We start from the raw sequence: 20,780 nt of genomic DNA on the forward strand, positions 1-20,780 counted from the left end.
TTGAGGCGACTGGCTGTTGAATCAAAGGTGGAACCACGTTTTGAACGTCCTTGCAATTTTTTTGCGAGGGCGTTTTTTTGAACATCAAAAAGAGAAAGGGTATGTTTATGGCAAAGATTAAAGGATTACGGGCGATTGAGCCTTATGTTGCTGGCAGTCAGCCAAGCGGCGAGCACATTATCAAATTGAATACCAATGAAAATGCTTATGGACCAAGTCCAAAGGTGGCGGATGCTTTTTCTCATTTTGATGCCCATCGCTTGCGCAAGTATTCCACTTTGAACCAAGAAGCCTTGCGGGTGGCACTAGCCAAGCAACATGGTCTTGACCCTAGTCAAATTATTATTGGCAATGGGTCGGATGACATTTTGTCTATGGCTTTTCTTGCTTTTTTTAACAGTGGACAACCTGTTTTGTTTCCAGATTTGACTTATGGGTTTTATAAGGTTTGGGCGGACTTGTACCACATTCCTTTTATCGAAGTGCCGCTCAATCAAGCTTTTGAAATAGATGTGGAAGATTATATGAGGGATTGTGGGGGCATTGTTTTGGCAAATCCCAATGCGCCGACAGGCATTTACAAGTCCCTTGATGATTTGGAAAAACTTATCAAAGCTCATCCTGATGTGGTGGTTATCGTTGATGAGGCTTATATCAATTTTGGAGGGAAAACGGCTCTGCCTTTGCTGAAGAAATACGATAATCTGTTTATCACACGAACCTTTTCCAAGGATGCTTCACTGGCGGGCTTGCGCGTTGGTTACGGTATCGGAAATCCCAACTTGATGGCGGTCATCAATGCAGTGAAAAATGCCATCAATCCTTACAATGTTGATTTGATTGCGGAAGAATTGGCAGTCGCGGCAGTGGAATCTTGGGACTATTACGAAGGTACTTGCCAAAAAATCATGGCGACACGGCACTGGTTTAGTGAGGCGCTTTCTCAGCTAGGTTTTACTGTTTTGGAGTCGCAAACCAATTTTGTATTGGCAGAATGCCCAAATCACGAAGCACCAGCCTTATTTGATTACCTGCAAGCCCATCATATTCATGTGCGGTATTTTCCAAAAGTTAAACGCCTTCAAAATCATCTGCGGATTTCTATTGGAAATCAGGCGGAGATGGGGCAGGTTATTGTAGTGATTAAGGCTTTTCAAGAGGCATCATAAGATGCAAGCAGGAGTTGAGCGTATGAAAAAGACAACATTACCTGTCGGCATGCACGATAAATTATTTAAGCGTGCGCGTGTGACTTATACCATTGAGCGTGATATTAGTGATTTTTTGATGAGCCAAGGCTTTCATCGCATCGAAACCCCAACTTTAGAGCATTTTGAAGTGTTTAATGACAGTGTGACGAGCAATCATTACCATTTTTTTGATAAAAGCGGAGAATTGTTGACGCTACGTCCTGACATTACGAGTCAGATTGGGCGTGTTATCGCCTCAACACAGGTGGAAACGCCTATTAAATTTTCTTATTCAGGAAAGGTGTTTAAGTACAATGAGGAAATGCGTGGCTTGACCAATGAGCACACCCAAGCTGGGATTGAAATTGTGGGTTACCCTGCCAAGGAAGCGGTTTGTGAAGCTATTGTTTCAGCCAAAAAAGCTCTGGATATTGCAGGCATTCCATCTTACCAATTTGAATTGTCCCATGCAGCGATTTTGCAGACGATTTTTGAAACCTTGGCTTTGCCACAAGATGCTGGGGAAGCATTGGCACAAGCCATTCGGGACAAAAATATAACCCAGCTAAACACTTTTACCAAGCGCTACCCAAGCGAATTGGACGCTTTCTTGAAAGCTCTACCTTTCTTGTTCGGGGAAAGCTATCAGGTCTTGGATAAAGCACGATACTTGGTGGAAAATGAAAGGATTTTAGCAGCCTTGACTGACTTGGAAATGCTTCTAGAGCAAGTGTCAGATGTCTTGACAGAAAGCTATATTGATTTGGCCCAAATGCCTACCATGCCTTATTACACAGGGGTGATGTTCAAGGTATTTGGAAATAAAGTGCCAGATGCTTTTGCGTCAGGTGGGCGTTACGATAAATTGTTTGAACGATTTGGTGCTACAAAATTGACCGCAGTTGGGTGGGCAGTAGATATTGATGCCATTTACCAAGCGGTGCATGACCATTTAGAAGGAGGTGCTTAATGACTCATAAAATAACCATCGCTCTAACCAAAGGGCGTATTGAAAAAGATACGGTGAAACTCTTAGAAAAAGTTGGTTTTGATATGTCTTTTATGGACAATAAAGGGCGAAATTTGATTTTTGAAAGTCCTGACAAAACCTTGCGATTTTTACTGGTCAAGGCGCCTGATGTGACCACTTATGTGCGGCATGGGGTAGCTGACCTTGGGGTAGTTGGCAAGGACGTGCTGATTGAACACCCGACTGGCTATTTAGAAATGCTGGATTTGAATTTTGGATTGTGTAAGTTTTCCGTGGCTTCGACCCAAAATTATAATCCCTACGACCACAAGCGTAAGCGCATTGCCACAAAATACCCAACGATTGCGACGGATTATTTTAACAGCAAGGGGGAGGATGTAGAGATTATTTCCATTCAAGGAAGTGTTGAGATTGCCCCCGTGATTGGTTTGGCGGATGCTATTGTTGATATCGTAGAAACGGGAAACACACTGGCTGCAAATGGTTTGACTGTTTATGAGGATATTTGCCGTATCTCGGCGCGCTTGATTGTCAATAAAGCAGCATTGAAAAACAACCCAGAAATTATGCCTTTTATTCAAAAACTGGAAACGATTGTTGGAAATGAGGAGGTAGCTTTTATATGAAACGCTTAACAGGAACGACCAAAGAGATTTCAGAACTCTTGTACCAAGAACAACTGGAATTGAGCAAGGACAACCGTGACGTGGACGACGTGGTTCGTCAGATTTTGGAAGATGTCAAGGAAAATGGCGACCAAGCCCTAAGAAAGTATTCTGAAACCTTTGACAAGATTAGCCTTGATGATTTTGAGGTGGGATCCGATTTAATTGACCAAGCTTTTGCGACCATTGATGCAGATGTCTTAGAAGCCCTCAAACGCGCCAAAGCCAATATTGAAAGCTATCACAAGCAACAATTGGAAACAGGGTTTGAGGACGCTCCTAGTGATGGTGTCATTCGTGGGCAACTGGTTCGTCCCATTGAACGTGTGGGGGTTTACGTTCCAGGTGGGACGGCAGCCTATCCTTCATCTGTCTTGATGAATGTGATTCCAGCTAAAATTGCAGGCGTAAGGGAAATTATCATGATTACCCCACCGCAAGAGCACTTTGAACCAGCTATTTTGGTGGCGGCATCATTGGCTGGCGTTGACAAAATATATCAAGTTGGTGGGGCGCAAGGTATCGCAGCCTTGGCTTATGGGACAGAAAGCATTCCGCGAGTGGATAAGATTACGGGTCCTGGCAATATCTTTGTTGCAACGGCTAAGAAAATGGTGTACGGCATTGTTGGGATTGATATGATTGCAGGTCCGTCAGAAATCGGCGTCATAGCAGATCACACGGCCAATCCAAAATACGTAGCAGCTGATCTGCTTTCTCAGGCCGAACACGACGTGCGAGCACGTGCCATTTTGGTGACCAATTCTAAAGAGTTGGCAGATGCGGTTGAACTAGAAATTGAAGAGCAGCTCAAACGCTTGCCACGTGAGGAGATTGCGCGTGCCTCTATCGAAAACAACGGACGAATTATCTTGGCAGAATCGGCTCCAGCCATGTTTTCCTTGATGAATCAGGTGGCTCCAGAACACTTGGAAATTGCCATGGATAATGCCTATGATTACCTTGATGCGGTTGAAAATGCGGGTTCTGTTTTCCTTGGGCATTTCACAAGTGAACCGATTGGGGATTATTATGCTGGTGCCAACCACGTTTTGCCGACAACCAGCACCAGCCGATTTTCATCAGCTCTTGGGGTGCATGATTTCATCAAACGCATCCAGTACATGCAGTATTCAAAAGCAGCCGTGCAAGCAGCAAGTCAAGACATCACACGTCTAGCTTATGTCGAAGGTCTGCAAGCTCACGCCAAAGCAATCGAGGTGCGCCATGACTAAAGTAAAGGGATTATTGGTAATGGATGTGGATTCAACCCTCATTCAAGAAGAAGGTATTGATTTATTGGGTGAAGAAGCTGGTGTCGGGGAAAAAATTGCGGATATCACAGCGCGTGCTATGAATGGCGAATTGGATTTCAAACAGGCCTTGGATGAACGTGTTAGCTTGTTAAAGGGCCTGCCAGAAAGCATTTTTGAGCAGGTACTCGAGCGCATGCATTTTACTAAAGGTGCTGAAAAATTAGTGGCAGAATTGCACCGCCGTGGCTACAAAGTCGGTGTGGTATCAGGTGGCTTTCACGAAACGGTGGATGTGTTAGCCAAACGCCTAGGGCTGGATTATGTCAAGGCTAACCGCTTGGAAGTGGCAGAAGGTGTCTTGACAGGTAGAGTGCTTGGCGAAGTGGTTACCAAAGAGGTTAAAAAGGCCAAATTACAGGAGTGGGCAGCTGAAAATGGTTTGGAACTCAGCCAAACCATTGCTATGGGTGATGGTGCTAATGACTTGCCTATGATAAAAACGGCGGGTATGGGTATTGCCTTTTGTGCCAAGTCTATTGTGCGACAAGAAGCACTTTATCAGATCAATGAACCTGATTTGTATCACCTTATTGACCTCCTAGACCAGAAGGAATCAAGGGTGTGATTCCCATTTTGGAAAGGGAAATTTTATGAGAACAGCAAGTATCGAACGCAATACATTTGAAACCAAGATTCAATTGAGTCTTAATTTAGACGCTCAAGAACCTGTGAGTATTGACACTGGGGTGGGCTTTTTTGACCATATGTTGACCCTTATGGCCAGACACGGCCGCTTTTCCTTGGTGGTTAAAGCAGACGGTGATTTGCACGTTGACAGCCACCACACAGTTGAAGATGTGGGCATTGTGCTTGGTCAAGCCTTGAAAGAAGCTTTGGGGGATAAGGCTGGTATCAATCGCTACGGCACGTCTTTTGTGCCCATGGATGAAACGTTGGGCCTGGCAAGTCTTGATTTGTCAGGACGTAGTTATTTGGTGTTTGATTGCACATTTGATAATCCCAAGTTGGGTAATTTCGATACCGAGTTGGTGGAGGAATTTTTCCAAGCCTTGGCTTTCAATGTGCAGATGAATTTGCATTTGAAGATTTTGCATGGTAAAAACAATCACCACAAATCAGAAAGCTTGTTTAAAGCAACTGGGCGGGCGTTACGCGAAGCCATTACCATCAATCCTGAAATCCAAGGGGTTAATTCTACAAAAGGCTTGCTCTAAAACAAGAGAAAGGAAATCAGCCACAATGCAGCTTAACTAGGCGGTGTTGTTAGGGCTTTGGTAGCGTAAATGAAAATAATTGTTATTGATTACGATGCAGGAAATACGGCTAATGTGCTGCGAGCCTTGAGCAAGATTGGTATGCCAGCGGAATTGTCCCAAGATGCCAGCAAAATCTTGACAGCAGACGGTCTGATTTTACCAGGCGTTGGGGCCTATCCAGCAGCCATGGCAGAGCTTCACAAACGTGGCTTGGTTTCGGTTATTAAGGAAGCTGTTGCACAGGGGACGCCTTTATTGGGCATTTGTCTAGGAATGCAAGTGCTGACAGAAGTGGGGCTCGAGCACCAAGAAACCGAGGGATTTGGTTTTATTCCAGGGGTCTGTCGTCCCATTAAGGCGACCAAAACCATGCCTGTGCCCCATATAGGTTGGAATGATCTTTCTGTGATCCAAGATAGTCCGCTTACTGATGGACTAGCTAGGCAATCGGTTTATTTTGTGCACAGCTATTTTACAGACGTTCCTAAAGCCTACATCGATGTGACTACTGATTATGGCATGGCTATCCCAGCCATGATTCACAAGGACAATGTGTACGGGGCTCAATTTCACCCTGAAAAATCAGGCGACGTTGGTCTGGGGATTTTAAAAGCTTTTACCCAGATTTGTGAACAAAAATAGGCAGTAGAAAAAAAGGAGGTTCCTATGCAAATTCTTCCAGCTATTGATATTAAAGATGGGCAAGCGGTTCGCTTGTTCAAGGGCGATTTTCAGCAAAAAACGGTGGTTAATCCTGATGTGATAGACCAAGCCAAGCAGTTTGCTCAAGCAGGGATTCAGTTTATTCATGTTGTGGATTTGGACGGTGCCCTTGATGGCAAGGCAACCAATCGTGAATTAATTGCACGTTTGAAAGAAGTCACAGGATTGGGCGTTGAAGTGGGTGGCGGCATTCGCACCCTTGAACAAATTGAGGACTATTTAAGCCTTGGCATTGACCGTGTGATTATTGGGTCGATGGCAGTAAAAGCGCCAGCTTTTGTGCAAGAAGCTCTCAGTCGATTTGGTAGTGATAAGATTGTTGTTGGAATTGATGCCAAAGATGGTTGGGTGGCGACAGAAGGTTGGCTAGAAACCAGCAATGTTGACTACATTAGCCTAGCCAAAGCCATGGAAAAAATGGGTGTGACCTTGTTTGTCTATACCGATGTTGACCGTGATGGTACGCTAATGGGACCAAATATCGAGCATTATGAACGTCTAGTGTCAGAGCTCAAAATAGCCAAGGTCATCGCTTCTGGTGGCATTTCACAGGTACAAGATTTGGTTAAATTGCAAGCCATTGGTGTGGCTGGTACGATTGTCGGAAAAGCTTATTACAACGGCAATATCAGCCTTGAGGAACTCAAAGCATTTGGAGGGTGATTTATGCTGAAAAAACGCATTATTCCTTGCTTGGATGTTAAAGACGGACGTGTGGTTAAGGGGGTTAATTTTGTCAATCTCGCTGATGTTGGTGATCCTGTTGACGCGGCGCGTGCTTACTATGAGGCAGGTTGTGATGAATTGGTTTTCTTGGACATTACCGCAACGCACGAAGAACGCGAAACCACGGTGGAAATGGTCAAACGCGTGGCAGAACAAGTTTTTATTCCTTTTACCGTAGGAGGAGGCATTCGCTCGGTAGAGGATATGCAGAAGATGCTTAAAGCTGGGGCGGATAAGGTGGCTGTCAATTCCTCAGCCGTTGCCAATCCGCAACTTATCAAGGATTGTGCAGAGAAATTTGGCAGTCAATGTGTGGTCGCAGCTATCGATGCCCACAAGGTTTCTGACGGAACTTGGCACGTTTATGTGGCAGGTGGTCGCAAGGACACAGGAATTGACTTGTTAGAATGGGCAAAAACGGTGGTTGAGCTTGGTGCGGGTGAAATTTTGCTGACCAGTATGGATAAGGACGGCACCAAGTCAGGCTTTGATTTGGAGATGCTAAATGCCGTTGCAGATGTGGTCAATGTGCCCTTGATTGCTTCTGGAGGTGCAGGTAAGATTGACCATATCGTTGAGGTTTTTGAAAATACCACTGCCACAGGTGCCCTTGCTGCTTCTATTTTCCACTTTGGCGAAGTTTCAATTGCTGACACCAAAGCTGCCATGGCTGCTGCAGGAATTGAGGTGAGACAATGAGTGAAATAAAACTTGATTTTGCGAAACAAGATGGTCTTGTTCCTGTGATTGTGACGGATTACCAAACAGGACAAGTACTGATGTTAGCCTACATGAACGAAGAAGCGTATCACTTAACATTGGAAACCAAGCAAATGCACTACTGGAGCCGCTCACGTAAAGAAATCTGGCATAAAGGGGCAACCAGCGGTCATTATCAATACGTCAAATCAATCAAAACGGATTGCGACTGTGATACCTTATTGGTTGTCGTTGAGCAAGAGGGTGCTGCTTGCCACACAGGCGCTTATAGCTGCTTTTTCAATCAAATTTTGTAGGCAAAAAGAAGGGGGATATTCATGTTAGATACATTATACCAAGAGGCTAAAGACCGTAAGAACAATCCAAAAGAAGGTTCTTACACCAATTACCTTTTTGACAAAGGCTTGGATAAAATTCTCAAAAAAGTCGGTGAAGAAGCCACCGAAGTGGTTGTCGCTGCCAAAAATGCAGACAAGATAGAAATCGCTAATGAAACAGCAGATGTTCTGTACCATTTGGCAGTAATGTTGGTCGAAACTGGCGTTAGTATTGAAGATGTTGATGCTGTTTTAAAAGCACGCCAAGGTAAGAAAAGCAGGCTTCACGACCGCCCAGAAATTACCAATTATTGAAAGTTTAAATGAAAATAAAGAAAGCCAATATTCACATAGAAAACGCTTGCGTAATTGCATAATATTGTGTATACTGTGAGCAGAAAAAAGGTTTTAAGTGTTTTTTGTTACGTTTGGGGATGATAATGGTCAACGATTGGTTGGCGTCAGGTGTCAGACGCTTCAGCCTAACTTGAGTGTTAATCCCCTTTTCAAAGGCAAAAAACTAGAATGGGTGAGAGGTAGGGGATTACATAATGTATATGAAGTCATGTGTTTTAAGTACCGTTAGTATTCTGTCTGTTCAGCAAACCAGTTCCAAAAAAGTGGTTATTTTTGTGGATAATCTGATGGGCATTGCTAGAGAGGAACTCTTTCAAACGCTTAGAATGAATGACAAATATGGTCATGACGTCGTGGTTTCTGATATTTTCTTGGATGCTGAACACAACAGAATTATTGTTGTAGGGGATTTTTCAGAGCATTTAGCCCCTTATTATGTTGATTATTTAGGCGGTTATTTCCGTGCGAAAAAGACTTGGCGATATACGGATTATTTATATGCTTATGATGGGGAATTGGGTACGCGCGTGTCAGATAAAGGTGCGCGTGTTGACTTGACTGTTTGGGCACCAAGCGCCAACCAAGTGTCTGTGATTCTTTATGATAAGGACAATCAAAATAATGTCCTTGCTAAATTGCCAATGACTAAAGGTGCCAAAGGCGAGTGGTCAATCAGTCTGACTTCAGCCACTGGATTAAGCATTTCAGATTACCGTGGTTATTATTACCATTACGAAATGGAACGTGATCGAGAAACCGTCTTGACCCTAGACCCTTATGCCAAATCTTTAGCCGCTTGGAACAGTGATTGGATTGGTCTTGACCCATCGCATAAGGTTGCCAAGGCTGCCATTGTGGACACCGCATCGATTGGCAACCAAAAATTAGACTATGCTCATATCAAAGGCTACACCAAACGTGAAGATGCCATTATTTATGAGGCACACGTTCGTGATTTCACGTCAGACCCAGCTATTGCTGACGACTTGCACCATCCTTTTGGAACCTTTTCAGCCTTCATTGATAAATTGGATTACCTAAAAGACCTTGGTGTGACCCACATCCAGCTTTTGCCTGTGATGAGCTATTATTTCGCCAATGAATTTAAAAATGATGTGTGCTTACTGAATTACGCTTCTAGCAATACCAATTACAATTGGGGTTATGACCCACAAAGTTATTTTGCCTTGACAGGGATGTATTCAGCTGACCCGCAAGACCCACAAGAACGCATTGCAGAATTCAAAGACTTGGTTCATGCTATTCATGAGCGTGGAATGGGGGTTATCTTGGACGTTGTTTATAACCATACGGCTGATCTAGCTATTTTAGAGGACTTGGAGCCAAATTATTACCATTTCATGGAAGAAGACGGCACTGCTAAGACAAGTTTTGGTGGTGGTCGCCCAGGGACAACCCACTACATGACTCGTCGTTTGGTCATGGATTCCGTGCTTTACTGGGTTAAAGAATTCAAAGTGGATGGTTTCCGTTTTGACATGATGGGGGATTTGGATGCCCAAACCGTGCAAATGGCTTACGATGCTGCTAAAAAATTAAACCCTAATATCATTATGCTTGGGGAAGGGTGGATTTCTTATGCAGGTGATAGCAACGATTGGCGTCAACCTGCCGACCAAACTTGGATGTCACAGACAGACAGCGTTGGTTCTTTCTCTGATGACATGCGTAATTTGTTAAAATCTGGCTACCCAAGCGAAGGCTCACCTGCCTTTCTAACAGGCGGTGCAAGGCCCCTAAATCTGCTATTTAATAATATCAAGGCTCAGCCAAATAACTTTTTAGCTGATGATCCAGGAGATGTTGTGCAATACATCGCCGCACACGATAATTTGACTTTGCATGATGTGATTGCCAAATCCATTCACAAAGACCCAAGCATTCCTAAGCACGAAGCAGAAATCCAACGCCGCTTGCGTTTGGGGAATGCCCTCATTTTAACCTCACAAGGAACAGCCTTTATCCACTCTGGACAAGAATACGGTCGTACCAAACAATTCCGTGACGAAGCTTACCGTGGACCTGTTGCTCTTGACCAAGTTCCCGCCAAATCAGATCACTTGACTTACGAAGACGGCACACCGTTTGACTACCCTTATTTCATCAGTGATTTTTATGATTCGACAGATGCGATTAACCATTTTGATTGGAGCAAGGCTACAGATAGCGATCATTATCCTGACAATACCCAAAGCAGAGCTTACACCAAGGGATTGATTCATCTGCGTCGCTCAACGGATGCCTTTACCCTGGCCACCAAGGAAATGATTGACCAAAATATCAGCCTAATCACCATTCCAAATGAAAATGGCATTGGTTACGATGATTTAGTGATTGCTTACCAAACCCTCGCTAGCAACGGCGACCGTTACGCTGTCTTTATCAATGCTGATAGTGTGGCGCGTCATGTTTTCTTGACCGATGCTTACAAAGATCTATTAGCCGCAGAGGTCGTTGTGGACGGGGAGCAAGCTGGAGTGGAAGCCATTCCTGATCCAAGTGGTGTTACGATGACTGAAACAGGATTAACCCTCGAGCCACTAACAGCTACCATTTTACGTTTGAAAAAAGCTAGCGCTGAAACGGAACGCACGCTTTATGATGAAGCAAGTGGTGTTAGCGTTATTTTAGGAGCAGGTGAACGTGATGACATCAAGAAAATCAAGGTAAGCCACCAAGAAACAAATGATGTCAAAACACCAGAAGTTCTAAAGGGAACAGATTACGATTTGTTTGATATTCAGCCAACTGACAATTTTGGAAATGTCTTAGCTATTACAAAAACAGCGCGAGTTATTTTACCAATTGATGCTGGCAAGACTGTTGCTCAAGTCTTTTATCTCCCAGAAAATGGACAACCACAGTCACTAGCATTTGAAGAAATCAGCCGTACTGTGGCAGGACAAACATTGAAATTTGTCATCTTTAACACAGAACATTTTAGTCAAAACGACATTATTTATGCTCAAGAAGCTACTCAATCATCATCAGCTATGGCAACACAAACCTCAGCTGAAAATGGGGTGACACCTGATGATCAAGCACAAGCTTCTGTCGTGGAAACGACAACTACACCTATCACAGTAGATGCCAATCTTGAAACACTATCAGGTACTGATACTGCTGATATTTTACCAGCGACAGGTGAAAAAGATGGCACACTTCATAGCTTTGCAGGTGTTTTAAGCCTAGCAAGCATAGCTTTGCTCGAACTCAAACGCCGCAAAAAATCAGAATAACTTACAGTAGGCACAAAAAGAGAGGTTAGGAATAAAATCCTAGCCTCTTAATCATCTAAAAACAATGTTTTTATCAGTAAGCGGTGTCGTGGGACGACTGGGTGTGTTTCTAAAAATGCTTTTAACTTTTCTTTTGCCACCCATTGGTACGAAATGGTTTCGCTATTTTGGAGAGTTATGGTATCTTTGAGAGAATTTACCAGAGCAAGGTAGCTATCCATGATACAATTGTCATCTTTGTAAACAGTCCTTTTTGAAAATGTTAATTCAACTGGTACAAGCCCAGTTTCTTCCAGTAACTCACGTCGGACAGCTTGTTTAGAATCCTCACCATAAAGAGCAGAGCCACCTGCACTAGCTTCAAAAAATCCTGGAAAAGACTCTTTTTCTAAATGTCTTTGCACAAACAAAATGTCATTGTCAACATGTTGCACCAAACAATCTACTGCCAAGTGGTACAAATCATCAGGAATTGACTGACCACGCGTTAAGATACGATCTGTTTTTTGCCCATTTGCTAAGTAAGCATCCCATTTTTCCATTTTGTTAACCTCGTAACTTTCAAAAACGTTATAATAGTATTAAAGAAATAAAGGAGAGTGGGTTATATGCATATCCTGATAGCACCCGATTCATTTAAAGAAAGTTTGTCCGCTTCTGAGGTGGCTAAAGCCATTCAGAAGGGGTTTCAAAAAGCTTTGCCAGAGGCGACTTTTGACCGTATGCCGATTGGTGATGGTGGAGAAGGCACCCTAGCAGCCTTGGCAGAAGGTCTACACCTAGAAAGTCACAGTCACACGGTGACCGGCGCTTTGGGGCAAGCTGTTCAAGCACATTACGCGACAAATGGCCACTTAGCTGTTTTTGAAATGGCTGACATTTGCGGCTTGGAAAAAGTTCCTCTTGTTAAACGCAATCCTTTAACCTTAACCACAGAAGGTGTTGGCGAGATGTTGGCACACCTGATTGACCTTGGTATCACGGATATCATGGTGGGCGTTGGTGGGAGTTCGACAAATGATGGCGGACTGGGTATGGCAACTGGTCTTGGTTATCATTTCTTTGATGAAACTGGTCAAGAACTCGCTGCTATTGGTGACAATCTTGGGAATATTGTCAGATTCTTTCGCGATTCTAATTCTCCAGACCTTTCGCAAGTCACCCTTACTATCATTACTGATGTCACCAATCCCTTGTGTGGTCCCAAAGGAGCGACCTACATTTTTGCAGGGCAAAAGGGATTGCCCAAGACTGACTTTGCCCATGTGGATAAGGCCATGGAACAGTTTTACCGCCAATCCTTTCCAGAACTTCTTGATTTGGCAGGAGCAGGAGCTGGTGGGGGTATGGCAGCTGGCTTAGTTGCCTTTGCTGGTGGAAAAATTATCTCAGGTATTGATGCTGTTCTTGATGTGCTTGATTTTGATCGCCGAGTTCAAGCAGCTGATTTGGTTATTGTTGGAGAAGGACGCATGGATCAGCAAAGCCTATCAGGGAAAGCCCCTGTTGGTGTTGCTAGACGCACTCCAAAGGGCACGCCGGTTATTGCTATCTGCGGTAGCTTGAAAGACGATTTGCCTGACTTTCCTGTTGCCGATATCCAAGCCGCTTTTCCAATTATTTCAGGTGTGGACTCCTTGGAAAAGACTTTGGCAAAAGCCCCTCAAAACCTAGAACGCACCGCTCAAAATATTGGCAATCTTTTAGCCTTGACGGATTTTTAATCCTTGTGGAAGAGTCTAGACCAAAAGCCACTTTTCTTGGCATTTTGAGGTTTTTCCTCATCGACGGGCTGTGGAAAGCGCACGGACAATAAAGGATTGTCCACATTTTCTGCCTTGTCAGAATGAACGATGATACCATAAGGCGAATGGGCATTTTTTTCATCAACAATCGTGGCTTGAATAGAAAGGTTTTGAGCCACTTTCATATAATAACATTGGTCCGTAAAAGACAAAGATGGTGAGATTTTGACAAATAAAGTGGTGTATTCTTGGGATAATTCTTTTAAAATGCCTTTAAATCGTCCTTTAGTCGCTTTTAAACGGCTATCTTCTACAGGGATAGACAAAACGACTCGTTCAGCGAAAGTCCCAAAATAAAGCCGTTGTTCATCTGGATTCAAGCGTTTTTCACCTGCTGCAGCGTGCAGCACCTTGTTTTCTAGTTCACTCATATTAACACCTCACATTTATTAGTCTTATTATAGGCTAAATCCCGCTAACTGTCATTTTTTTAACCAAATGAAGTAAGAAAATGGAAATTCACAAAAATATTGTGACAACATTTACAAAAATTCTCGTTTTTATTTGCCTAAGCCGTGATATTATGGTATTATTTGTAGTGTAAAATATTAAAACTCATAAGGAGAGTAACATAATGTCAATTATTAATGATGTTTACGCTCGCGAAGTCCTTGACTCACGCGGTAACCCAACACTTGAAGTAGAAGTTTGCACTGAATCAGGTGCATTTGGACGTGGTATGGTTCCTTCAGGAGCTTCTACTGGTGAACACGAAGCAGTTGAACTTCGTGACGGAGACAAATCTCGTTACAATGGTCTTGGTACTCAAAAAGCTGTTGACAATGTTAATAACATCATTGCTGAAGCTATCATTGGTTTCGATGTTCGTGATCAACAAGCAATCGACCGTGCAATGATCGCTCTTGATGGTACTCCAAACAAAGGTAAACTCGGTGCAAATGCTATCCTTGGTGTTTCTATTGCCGTAGCTCGTGCAGCAGCTGACTATCTTGAAATTCCACTTTACAGCTACCTTGGTGGTTTCAACACTAAAGTTCTTCCAACTCCAATGATGAACATCATCAACGGTGGTTCTCACTCAGACGCTCCAATCGCTTTCCAAGAATTCATGATCGTACCTGCTGGTGCACCTACATTCAAAGAAGCTCTTCGTTGGGGTGCTGAAATCTTCCACACTCTTAAGAAAATCCTTAAAGAACGTGGTCTTGAAACAGCTGTTGGTGACGAAGGTGGATTCGCTCCTAAATTTGATGGTACTGAAGACGCTGTAGAAACTATCATCAAAGCAATCGAAACTGCTGGTTACAAACCAGGTGAAGATGTATTCCTTGGATTTGACTGTGCATCATCAGAATTCTACAACGATGGAATCTATGACTACACTAAATTCGAAGGTGAAGGTGCTGCTAAACGTACTGCTGCAGAACAAATCGACTACATCGAAGAATTGGTTAACAAATACCCAATCATCACTATCGAAGATGCAATGGACGAAAACGACTGGGACGGATGGAAAGAACTTACTAAACGTCTTGGTGACCGTGTTCAATTAGTTGGTGATGACTTCTTCGTAACTAACACTTCATACCTTGAACGTGGTATCAAAGAAGGTGCTGCTAACTCAATCCTTATCAAAGTTAACCAAATCGGTACTTTGACTGAAACATTCGAAGCTATCGAAATGGCTAAAGAAGCTGGTTACACTGCTGTTGTATCACACCGTTCAGGTGAAACTGAAGATTCAACAATCGCTGACATCGCAGTTGCAACTAATGCTGGTCAAATTAAAACTGGTTCACTTTCACGTACTGACCGTATCGCTAAATACAACCAATTGCTTCGTATCGAAGACCAACTTGGTGAAGTAGCTGAGTACCGTGGATTGAAATCATTCTACAACCTTAAAAAATAATTGTTGATATAACAATATTTTAAGAGTCTATCTATTTCAGATAGGCTCTTTTTTGTGTATAAGGAGCAAAATAAAAAGATTGCAGATGCAATCTTTTTGGTATTATTTGTCGAATTCAGCTTTGCTTTTGGTATCGGCATATTCTTCAGCGACTTCTTTTGAGAGAATAGCGTCGTAGCTTGGTAGTTGAATATCGGCTCCGTATTTATTTTTTAGGGCGGTAGTAACAAGTCGATAGGCTAGGTTGGCATTGCGTGATAAGATAGGGCCGTGGAAATAACTGCCATACACATTTTTGTAATGAACACCTTCTGTGCCATCTTCGTTATTATTCCCATTTCCGTAAACGCAAGTGCCTAGCGGTTTTTCGTCGTCTGATAAGAAGGTACGTCCTTGATGATTTTCAAAACCGTAATAGGTTTCTTTGAATTCATCATTGTAAATTTTGATATCTCCGATGAAACGGTTGTTGTCTTGGTTGAGGGTGTAGTGTCCCATGACGCCAATGCCGTTGATTTTTTCGCCATTGGCTTGCACATAATATTGTCCAAGAAGTTGGAAGCCGCCGCAAATAGCTAGGATAACTTTGTCTTGGTTGATGAAGTTGGCTATAGCTTCTTTTTTACTTGGTAGGTCTTTGGCAACAATAGATTGTTCGTAATCTTGACCACCACCAAAAAAGGCCATGTCATAGTAATCAGCGTCAAAATCGTCGCCCAAAGACACAATATCAAAGGTCATTTTGGCACCGAGTTTCTCACCAACGTATTTCATCATGAGAATATTACCATTGTCACCATAAGTATTCATAAGATTGCCGTAAAGATGGGCAACATTTAGCTCGTAAGTGTAATCTTTGGTGTCAGGTGATTGGAGTGAAGTGTAAGTCATCTTAGTTCATCTCCTTTCCAACAGCATGACGATTGGCTAAAATCTCGCGGAATTGCAGCATAGCCGTGTAAGTAGCGAGAATATAAGCGTGCTCGGTTGGTTGTGATTCAATCAATGTCATAATATCTTCTAAATTTTCAGCTTCGGTGATTTTGGTGTCATCGTAGCCTGTCACGCGAAGGCGGCGGGCAATTTCAGAATGACGAACCCCACCAGCAAATAGTTGAGGAATGTCCATGTCTAAAATAGCCTCAAAATTAGCATCCCAAATCCAGCTGGTGTCAATACCATCTGCATAGTTAGCGTTGAGCAAGACTGACAAAGTGAAAGGATAAGGTGCTAATTTAATCATATCCAGTGCTTGACTAGCACCAACAGGGTTTTTAATCAGAACCAAGGTACATGATTTGTCACCGATTTTGAAGGTTTCTTGACGGCCAAAGACGGCACGACTCTTGTCAAAACCAGCTTTGATTTGCTCAGGAGCAACACCGAAAAATTCAGCAACTGATACTGCCGCGAGGGCATTGTAAATGTTATAAAGACCTCCTACGTTAATCTTGTAGGATTGGTTATCAATGACAAATTCTGAAGTGGTATTGGTAATCTTTGTCAATTCAGTCAAGGCATAGTCCAATTTTGGACGATGGAAACCACAATGTTCACACACATAATCTCCTAAGTTGGCATAGGTGTTGAGTTTGTATTTCAAAATGTGTTGGCAATGTGGGCAAAGAATACCTTCGGTATTGTAGTGAGCCAGTTTTGGAGCGTGTTTTTCCGTATCAAAGCCATAATATTTGACAGGATTAACCACCTTAGTGGAATGGAACAGAGGGCTATCTCCATTGGCTAGAATCGTCGCTTTTGGTGCCTTGGCTGCCCCGTCCAAAATCATTTGGTAGGTGGTGTAAATCTCACCGTAGCGGTCCATTTGGTCACGGAAAATATTAGTGAACACAAAAAGGTTTGGTGTGATGTATTCTGTGATTTTTGGCAAACTAGCTTCGTCAATTTCAAGCACCGCAATTTTCTTGCCTGATTTGGCTCTTTTTGCTGTCAGGAAAGTTGACGTAATACCTGTAATCATATTGGCACCGCTTGGATTGGTGACAATTTCGCCAAAGGCTTCTTTCAAAATACCGACTGTCAGAGCAGTTGTAAGGGTTTTACCATTTGTCCCTGTCACCACAACAATTTCATAGTCTTTAGCAATGGTATCTAGAATATCTTTATCGAATGTGAGGGCGATTTTTCCTGGCAAGGTCGAGCCACGTCCCATTTTAGACAAAACAAAATGAGCAGACTTCCCAGCCGTTAGTCCCATAAGTGTGTTTAATTTCATAAGGTTATTGTACCATAAAAAGATATATTATAATAAAGAAAATCTTTTGAAAACGTGGTATAATGTAGTGGAAACTTTAGTGAGTTAGATGAAAGAGATGCTTGTATGAGAAATTTAACCCTTATTGATGCTAAATTTTGGGCAACCTTATTTGAAAATCCATGGGAGATTGTTGTTCATCTTTTAGACATTTTAATTGTGGCTTATTTTATTTACCGATTAATACGAGCCTTGGCGGGGACGAAAATCATGTCCCTCATACAAGGGGTCGTGCTCTTTATTTTATTAAAATTTGTCGCTGAGTGGATTGGTTTTACAACGATTACCTATCTGATGAATCAAGTCATTACCTACGGTGTCATTGCAGGGGTTGTGATTTTTGCCCCAGAAATTCGGACAGGGCTGGAGAAATTTGGACGAACCACACAGGTTTTCATGCAAACCCAGCAAGCCAGTGACGAGGAAAAATTGGTTGAAGCCTTGCTAAAATCAGTGGCCTACATGAGCCCGCGTAAAATTGGTGCCTTGATTGCGATAGAGCGGACACAGACCTTGCAAGAATACATTTCGACAGGGATTCCCTTGAACGCGGATATTTCCAATCAATTGCTAATTAACATTTTTATTCCCAACACGCCTCTTCATGACGGTGCTGTAATTATCAGGGGTAATAAAATTGCGACGGCTTGTTCTTATTTGCCTTTGTCAGAATCTATGGTCATTTCAAAGGAATTTGGAACGCGTCACCGTGCGGCCATTGGTCTGTCAGAAAACTCAGATGCCTTGACCATAGTGGTTTCAGAAGAAACAGGTGGTATTTCTATCACATCCAAAGGAGAATTCTTGCATGATTTGAGCAAGGAAGAATTTGAGGCGATTCTGAGAGAACAATTGATTACAGAGCAAAAAACCGAGGAACCTTGGTACCATAAAATTTGGAGGAGGGGATAAATGAGGCGATTTTTCAATAGTCAAGTTTGGTTGGTTGTTGTATCAATAATATTTGCGATTTTGCTGTTTTTGACAGCAACGTCTAGTAATTACAACAGGACTGGTTCGCAGGTGTCTGGAGCAACCGAAACCTATACCCACACCTTAACCAATGTTCCTATTGATATTAAGTATGACAGTGATAAATACTTTATCAGCGGTTATTCTTATGAAACAGAAGTGTACTTGACGTCTATCAATCGAGTGAAATTAGATTCGGAAATCAATAGCGATACGAGAAGCTTCAAGGTCGTGGCTGATTTGACAAAATATGGAGAAGGAACCCAAACCGTTCCTTTGAAAGTCACTAATTTACCGACAGGGGTAACAGCAACGGCTTCACCCAGCCATATTTCAGTAACCATTGGAAAGAAAAAAACAAAAACATTTGACGTTAAAGGAGAAGTGGACAGCAACCAAATCGCATCAGGTTACGAATTGAAGAAAGTGTCAACAGACCTTTCAGAAGTAGAAGTGACCAGCGATGAGAGCATCATCAATCAAATTGACCATGTGGTAGCTAAATTGCCAGAATCTGAGGTCTTAGATAGTGATTATAGTGGTCGTGTTGCCTTGCAAGCTGTGGCAGCAGATGGAACTATCTTAGCCAGTGCCATCAATCCTTCAAAGGCAAAATTGGATGTCACGGTTAAAAAATTAACCAAGTCAGTGCCATTAACGGTGCGGACAACGGGTGAGATGAACAGCAGTTTATCTGACATTGCTTATAAACCAAGCCAAACGCAAGTAACAATTTCAGGAAGTCAAGAGGCCTTGAATGCGGTAAATGAAGTCGTAGCGACGGTAGATATTTCTAATATCACCAAGGATACCAATGTTAGTGTCAATCTATCGGCGGATGATGTGACCGTTATCCCGTCTGTTGTGACTATTCAGTTGACAGTGACTAAAAAATAATAGATAATAGCAAAGATATAACGATGGGTAATGCCTTGTTACCCATTCTTGGAAATGAATGAAGTAAAATGGAGGAGCGAATTTTCGCTAAAGAATAATGGGAAAATATTTTGGAACAGATGGCGTTCGTGGAGAAGCAAATGTTGAGTTAACACCGGAATTAGCCTTTAAACTTGGGCGTTTTGGTGGTTACGTTTTAAGTCAACACGAAACAGAACGTCCTAGAGTGTTTGTAGCACGCGATACGCGTATTTCTGGGGAAATGTTAGAATCAGCTTTGATTGCTGGCTTACTTTCTGTGGGGATTGAGGTTTACAAATTAGGCGTTTTGGCAACTCCTGGGGTTTCTTATCTTGTTCGTACTGAAAAAGCTAGCGCAGGTGTTATGATTTCAGCTAGTCACAACCCAGCTTTGGACAATGGCATCAAATTCTTCGGTGGCGATGGATTTAAATTAGCCGATGACCAAGAAGAAGAAATTGAAGCTTTGTTGGATGCGGCAGAAGACACGCTTCCACGCCCATCTGCAGAAGGTTTGGGGACTTTGGTTGATTACCCTGAAGGACTTCGCAAATACGAAAAATTCCTCGTTTCAACAGGTACTAGTCTTGAAGGCATGAAGGTTGCCTTGGATACAGCTAACGGTGCAGCTTCTGTGTCTGCTCGAGATGTTTTCTTAGATTTGGATGCTGACATTACGGTTATTGGTGAAAATCCAGACGGTCTTAACATCAATGCTGGTGTTGGTTCAACCCATCCAGAACAATTGCAAGAATTGGTTAAAACATCAGGTGCTGCCGTTGGTTTGGCCTTTGACGGTGACAGTGACCGCCTTATTGCTGTTGATGAAAACGGTGATATCGTTGACGGTGACAAGATTATGTATATCATCGGAAAATACCTATCAGAACAAGGTAAACTAGCGCATAATACAATTGTTACGACCGTTATGTCAAATCTTGGTTTCCACAAAGCACTTGACCGTGAAGGTATTCACAAGGCCATTACAGCCGTAGGTGACCGCTATGTTGTAGAAGAAATGAAAAAATCAGGCTACAACCTAGGTGGTGAACAATCTGGTCACGTTATCATCATGGACTACAACACTACTGGTGACGGTCAATTGACAGCTATTCAATTGACAAAAGTCATTAAGAAAACAGGTAAAAAACTCTCTGAATTGGCTGCAGAAGTGACGATCTACCCTCAAAAATTGGTTAATATTCGTGTGGAAAACAGCATGAAGAGCAAGGCAATGGAAGTGCCTGCTATCGCTGGTATTATCAGCCAAATGGAAGAAAAAATGGACGGCAACGGTCGTATCTTGGTTCGTCCAAGTGGAACAGAACCGCTCTTGCGTATCATGGCTGAAGCGCCCACGGATGAGGAAGTTGACTTCTATGTTGATACCATCGCAGCCGTTGTGAGAGATGAAATCGGATTAGACTAAATATCAAGCATAGAGAAGTGAGGCAT

Annotated in this window: 20 protein-coding genes and 1 pseudogene; 17 read left to right on the forward strand and 4 right to left on the reverse strand. The window is 42.7% G+C overall.

The genetic code is table 11. The annotated features are described in order from the left end of the window. Positions 1-107 precede the first annotated feature (107 nt). The 12 genes and pseudogenes from hisC to HFK82_RS01620 form a co-directional block, all read left to right on the forward strand. Positions 108-1,169 (forward strand): histidinol-phosphate transaminase, encoded by a 1,062-nt coding sequence (hisC, locus tag HFK82_RS01565; protein ID WP_168260554.1) that lies wholly within the window; start codon positions 108-110, stop codon positions 1,167-1,169. Positions 1,170-1,191: 22 nt separating this feature from the next. Continuing rightward, positions 1,192-2,160 carry an ATP phosphoribosyltransferase regulatory subunit gene (locus HFK82_RS01570; RefSeq protein ID WP_154454226.1) on the forward strand — a complete coding sequence of 323 codons (969 nt, stop codon included), beginning with the start codon at positions 1,192-1,194 and terminating at the stop codon, positions 2,158-2,160. Further along, positions 2,160-2,807, forward strand: a complete 648-nt coding sequence (gene hisG / locus HFK82_RS01575; RefSeq protein WP_154454227.1) for an ATP phosphoribosyltransferase — start codon at positions 2,160-2,162, stop codon at positions 2,805-2,807. The genes HFK82_RS01570 and hisG overlap by 1 nt, the downstream gene beginning before the upstream one ends. After that, positions 2,804-4,081 carry a histidinol dehydrogenase gene (hisD, locus tag HFK82_RS01580; protein ID WP_168260555.1) on the forward strand — a complete coding sequence of 426 codons (1,278 nt, stop codon included), beginning with the start codon at positions 2,804-2,806 and terminating at the stop codon, positions 4,079-4,081. The genes hisG and hisD overlap by 4 nt, the downstream gene beginning before the upstream one ends. Next, positions 4,074-4,727, forward strand: coding sequence for a phosphoserine phosphatase SerB (serB, locus tag HFK82_RS01585; RefSeq protein ID WP_168260556.1), 654 nt, complete (start codon positions 4,074-4,076; stop codon positions 4,725-4,727). The genes hisD and serB overlap by 8 nt, the downstream gene beginning before the upstream one ends. 25 nt (positions 4,728-4,752) lie before the next feature. Continuing rightward, positions 4,753-5,337 (forward strand): imidazoleglycerol-phosphate dehydratase HisB, encoded by a 585-nt coding sequence (hisB, locus tag HFK82_RS01590; protein ID WP_154454230.1) that lies wholly within the window; start codon positions 4,753-4,755, stop codon positions 5,335-5,337. A gap of 69 nt (positions 5,338-5,406) precedes the next feature. Then, positions 5,407-6,021, forward strand: coding sequence for an imidazole glycerol phosphate synthase subunit HisH (gene hisH / locus HFK82_RS01595; RefSeq protein ID WP_168260557.1), 615 nt, complete (start codon positions 5,407-5,409; stop codon positions 6,019-6,021). Positions 6,022-6,045: 24 nt separating this feature from the next. Next, positions 6,046-6,765: a 1-(5-phosphoribosyl)-5-[(5-phosphoribosylamino)methylideneamino]imidazole-4-carboxamide isomerase gene (gene hisA / locus HFK82_RS01600; protein ID WP_168260558.1), complete on the forward strand. Its 720-nt coding sequence runs from the start codon at positions 6,046-6,048 to the stop codon at positions 6,763-6,765. 3 nt (positions 6,766-6,768) lie between these two features. Continuing rightward, the gene (gene hisF, locus HFK82_RS01605; RefSeq protein ID WP_168260559.1) at positions 6,769-7,527 is read left to right on the forward strand and encodes an imidazole glycerol phosphate synthase subunit HisF; all 759 of its coding nucleotides are present in this window, start codon (positions 6,769-6,771) and stop codon (positions 7,525-7,527) included. Continuing rightward, a complete protein-coding gene (gene hisI / locus HFK82_RS01610) occupies positions 7,524-7,844 on the forward strand; it encodes a phosphoribosyl-AMP cyclohydrolase (protein ID WP_168260560.1) in 321 nt (106 codons plus the stop codon). Before hisF ends, hisI begins: the two co-directional genes overlap by 4 nt. A 21-nt stretch (positions 7,845-7,865) precedes the next feature. Next, positions 7,866-8,180, forward strand: coding sequence for a phosphoribosyl-ATP diphosphatase (gene hisE / locus HFK82_RS01615; protein ID WP_154454235.1), 315 nt, complete (start codon positions 7,866-7,868; stop codon positions 8,178-8,180). A gap of 227 nt (positions 8,181-8,407) precedes the next feature. Next, positions 8,408-11,482: pseudogene (locus tag HFK82_RS01620) on the forward strand (pullulanase); the annotation flags it as partial. 47 nt (positions 11,483-11,529) lie between these two features. On the opposite strand, the gene HFK82_RS01625 reads toward HFK82_RS01620, so the two are convergent. After that, positions 11,530-12,024, reverse strand: coding sequence for an NUDIX hydrolase (locus HFK82_RS01625; RefSeq protein WP_168260562.1), 495 nt, complete (start codon positions 12,022-12,024; stop codon positions 11,530-11,532). Between the two features lie 66 nt (positions 12,025-12,090). On the opposite strand from HFK82_RS01625, the gene HFK82_RS01630 reads away from it, so the two are divergent. Next, positions 12,091-13,206 (forward strand): glycerate kinase family protein, encoded by a 1,116-nt coding sequence (locus HFK82_RS01630; RefSeq protein ID WP_168260563.1) that lies wholly within the window; start codon positions 12,091-12,093, stop codon positions 13,204-13,206. Here HFK82_RS01630 and HFK82_RS01635 read toward each other — a convergent pair. Then, positions 13,203-13,658, reverse strand: coding sequence for a YueI family protein (locus HFK82_RS01635; protein ID WP_168260564.1), 456 nt, complete (start codon positions 13,656-13,658; stop codon positions 13,203-13,205). The genes HFK82_RS01630 and HFK82_RS01635 overlap by 4 nt on opposite strands. A 203-nt stretch (positions 13,659-13,861) precedes the next feature. On the opposite strand from HFK82_RS01635, the gene eno reads away from it, so the two are divergent. Continuing rightward, positions 13,862-15,160, forward strand: a complete 1,299-nt coding sequence (gene eno / locus HFK82_RS01640) for a surface-displayed alpha-enolase (protein ID WP_168260565.1) — start codon at positions 13,862-13,864, stop codon at positions 15,158-15,160. A gap of 102 nt (positions 15,161-15,262) precedes the next feature. On the opposite strand, the gene gatD is transcribed toward eno, so the two are convergent. Together gatD and murT are read right to left on the reverse strand one after the other, a co-directional pair. Further along, the gene (gene gatD, locus HFK82_RS01645) at positions 15,263-16,051 is read right to left on the reverse strand and encodes a lipid II isoglutaminyl synthase subunit GatD (protein WP_154455380.1); all 789 of its coding nucleotides are present in this window, start codon (positions 16,049-16,051) and stop codon (positions 15,263-15,265) included. 1 nt (position 16,052) lies between these two features. Beyond that, positions 16,053-17,396, reverse strand: a complete 1,344-nt coding sequence (gene murT, locus HFK82_RS01650; protein WP_168260566.1) for a lipid II isoglutaminyl synthase subunit MurT — start codon at positions 17,394-17,396, stop codon at positions 16,053-16,055. Between the two features lie 105 nt (positions 17,397-17,501). Here murT and cdaA point away from each other — a divergent pair, with 105 nt between their 5' ends. From cdaA to glmM, 3 genes are all read left to right on the forward strand, one after another. Beyond that, on the forward strand, positions 17,502-18,347 hold the full coding sequence (cdaA, locus tag HFK82_RS01655; RefSeq protein ID WP_168260567.1) for a diadenylate cyclase CdaA: 846 nt from the start codon (positions 17,502-17,504) through the stop codon (positions 18,345-18,347). Beyond that, the gene (locus HFK82_RS01660) at positions 18,348-19,304 is read left to right on the forward strand and encodes a CdaR family protein (protein ID WP_168260568.1); all 957 of its coding nucleotides are present in this window, start codon (positions 18,348-18,350) and stop codon (positions 19,302-19,304) included. It begins immediately after the preceding gene. Between the two features lie 97 nt (positions 19,305-19,401). Beyond that, positions 19,402-20,754 carry a phosphoglucosamine mutase gene (gene glmM, locus HFK82_RS01665; RefSeq protein WP_168260569.1) on the forward strand — a complete coding sequence of 451 codons (1,353 nt, stop codon included), beginning with the start codon at positions 19,402-19,404 and terminating at the stop codon, positions 20,752-20,754. Positions 20,755-20,780: the final 26 nt, after the last annotated feature.

Source organism: Streptococcus alactolyticus (assembly GCF_012277075.1).
Classification (GTDB): Bacteria; Bacillota; Bacilli; order Lactobacillales; family Streptococcaceae; genus Streptococcus; species Streptococcus alactolyticus.

Excerpts from the sequence above, each read along its gene's own strand:
- hisC (WP_168260554.1), top strand. The coding sequence starts at position 108 with ATGGCAAAGATTAAAGGATTACGGGCGATTGAGCCTTATGTTGCTGGC.
- HFK82_RS01570 (WP_154454226.1), top strand. The coding sequence starts at position 1,192 with ATGAAAAAGACAACATTACCTGTCGGCATGCACGATAAATTATTTAAG.
- hisG (WP_154454227.1), top strand. The coding sequence starts at position 2,160 with ATGACTCATAAAATAACCATCGCTCTAACCAAAGGGCGTATTGAAAAA.
- hisD (WP_168260555.1), top strand. The coding sequence starts at position 2,804 with ATGAAACGCTTAACAGGAACGACCAAAGAGATTTCAGAACTCTTGTAC.
- serB (WP_168260556.1), top strand. The coding sequence starts at position 4,074 with ATGACTAAAGTAAAGGGATTATTGGTAATGGATGTGGATTCAACCCTC.
- hisB (WP_154454230.1), top strand. The coding sequence starts at position 4,753 with ATGAGAACAGCAAGTATCGAACGCAATACATTTGAAACCAAGATTCAA.
- hisH (WP_168260557.1), top strand. The coding sequence starts at position 5,407 with ATGAAAATAATTGTTATTGATTACGATGCAGGAAATACGGCTAATGTG.
- hisA (WP_168260558.1), top strand. The coding sequence starts at position 6,046 with ATGCAAATTCTTCCAGCTATTGATATTAAAGATGGGCAAGCGGTTCGC.
- hisF (WP_168260559.1), top strand. The coding sequence starts at position 6,769 with ATGCTGAAAAAACGCATTATTCCTTGCTTGGATGTTAAAGACGGACGT.
- hisI (WP_168260560.1), top strand. The coding sequence starts at position 7,524 with ATGAGTGAAATAAAACTTGATTTTGCGAAACAAGATGGTCTTGTTCCT.
- hisE (WP_154454235.1), top strand. The coding sequence starts at position 7,866 with ATGTTAGATACATTATACCAAGAGGCTAAAGACCGTAAGAACAATCCA.
- HFK82_RS01625 (WP_168260562.1), bottom strand. The coding sequence starts at position 12,024 with ATGGAAAAATGGGATGCTTACTTAGCAAATGGGCAAAAAACAGATCGT.
- HFK82_RS01630 (WP_168260563.1), top strand. The coding sequence starts at position 12,091 with ATGCATATCCTGATAGCACCCGATTCATTTAAAGAAAGTTTGTCCGCT.
- HFK82_RS01635 (WP_168260564.1), bottom strand. The coding sequence starts at position 13,658 with ATGAGTGAACTAGAAAACAAGGTGCTGCACGCTGCAGCAGGTGAAAAA.
- eno (WP_168260565.1), top strand. The coding sequence starts at position 13,862 with ATGTCAATTATTAATGATGTTTACGCTCGCGAAGTCCTTGACTCACGC.
- gatD (WP_154455380.1), bottom strand. The coding sequence starts at position 16,051 with ATGACTTACACTTCACTCCAATCACCTGACACCAAAGATTACACTTAC.
- murT (WP_168260566.1), bottom strand. The coding sequence starts at position 17,396 with ATGAAATTAAACACACTTATGGGACTAACGGCTGGGAAGTCTGCTCAT.
- cdaA (WP_168260567.1), top strand. The coding sequence starts at position 17,502 with ATGAGAAATTTAACCCTTATTGATGCTAAATTTTGGGCAACCTTATTT.
- HFK82_RS01660 (WP_168260568.1), top strand. The coding sequence starts at position 18,348 with ATGAGGCGATTTTTCAATAGTCAAGTTTGGTTGGTTGTTGTATCAATA.
- glmM (WP_168260569.1), top strand. The coding sequence starts at position 19,402 with ATGGGAAAATATTTTGGAACAGATGGCGTTCGTGGAGAAGCAAATGTT.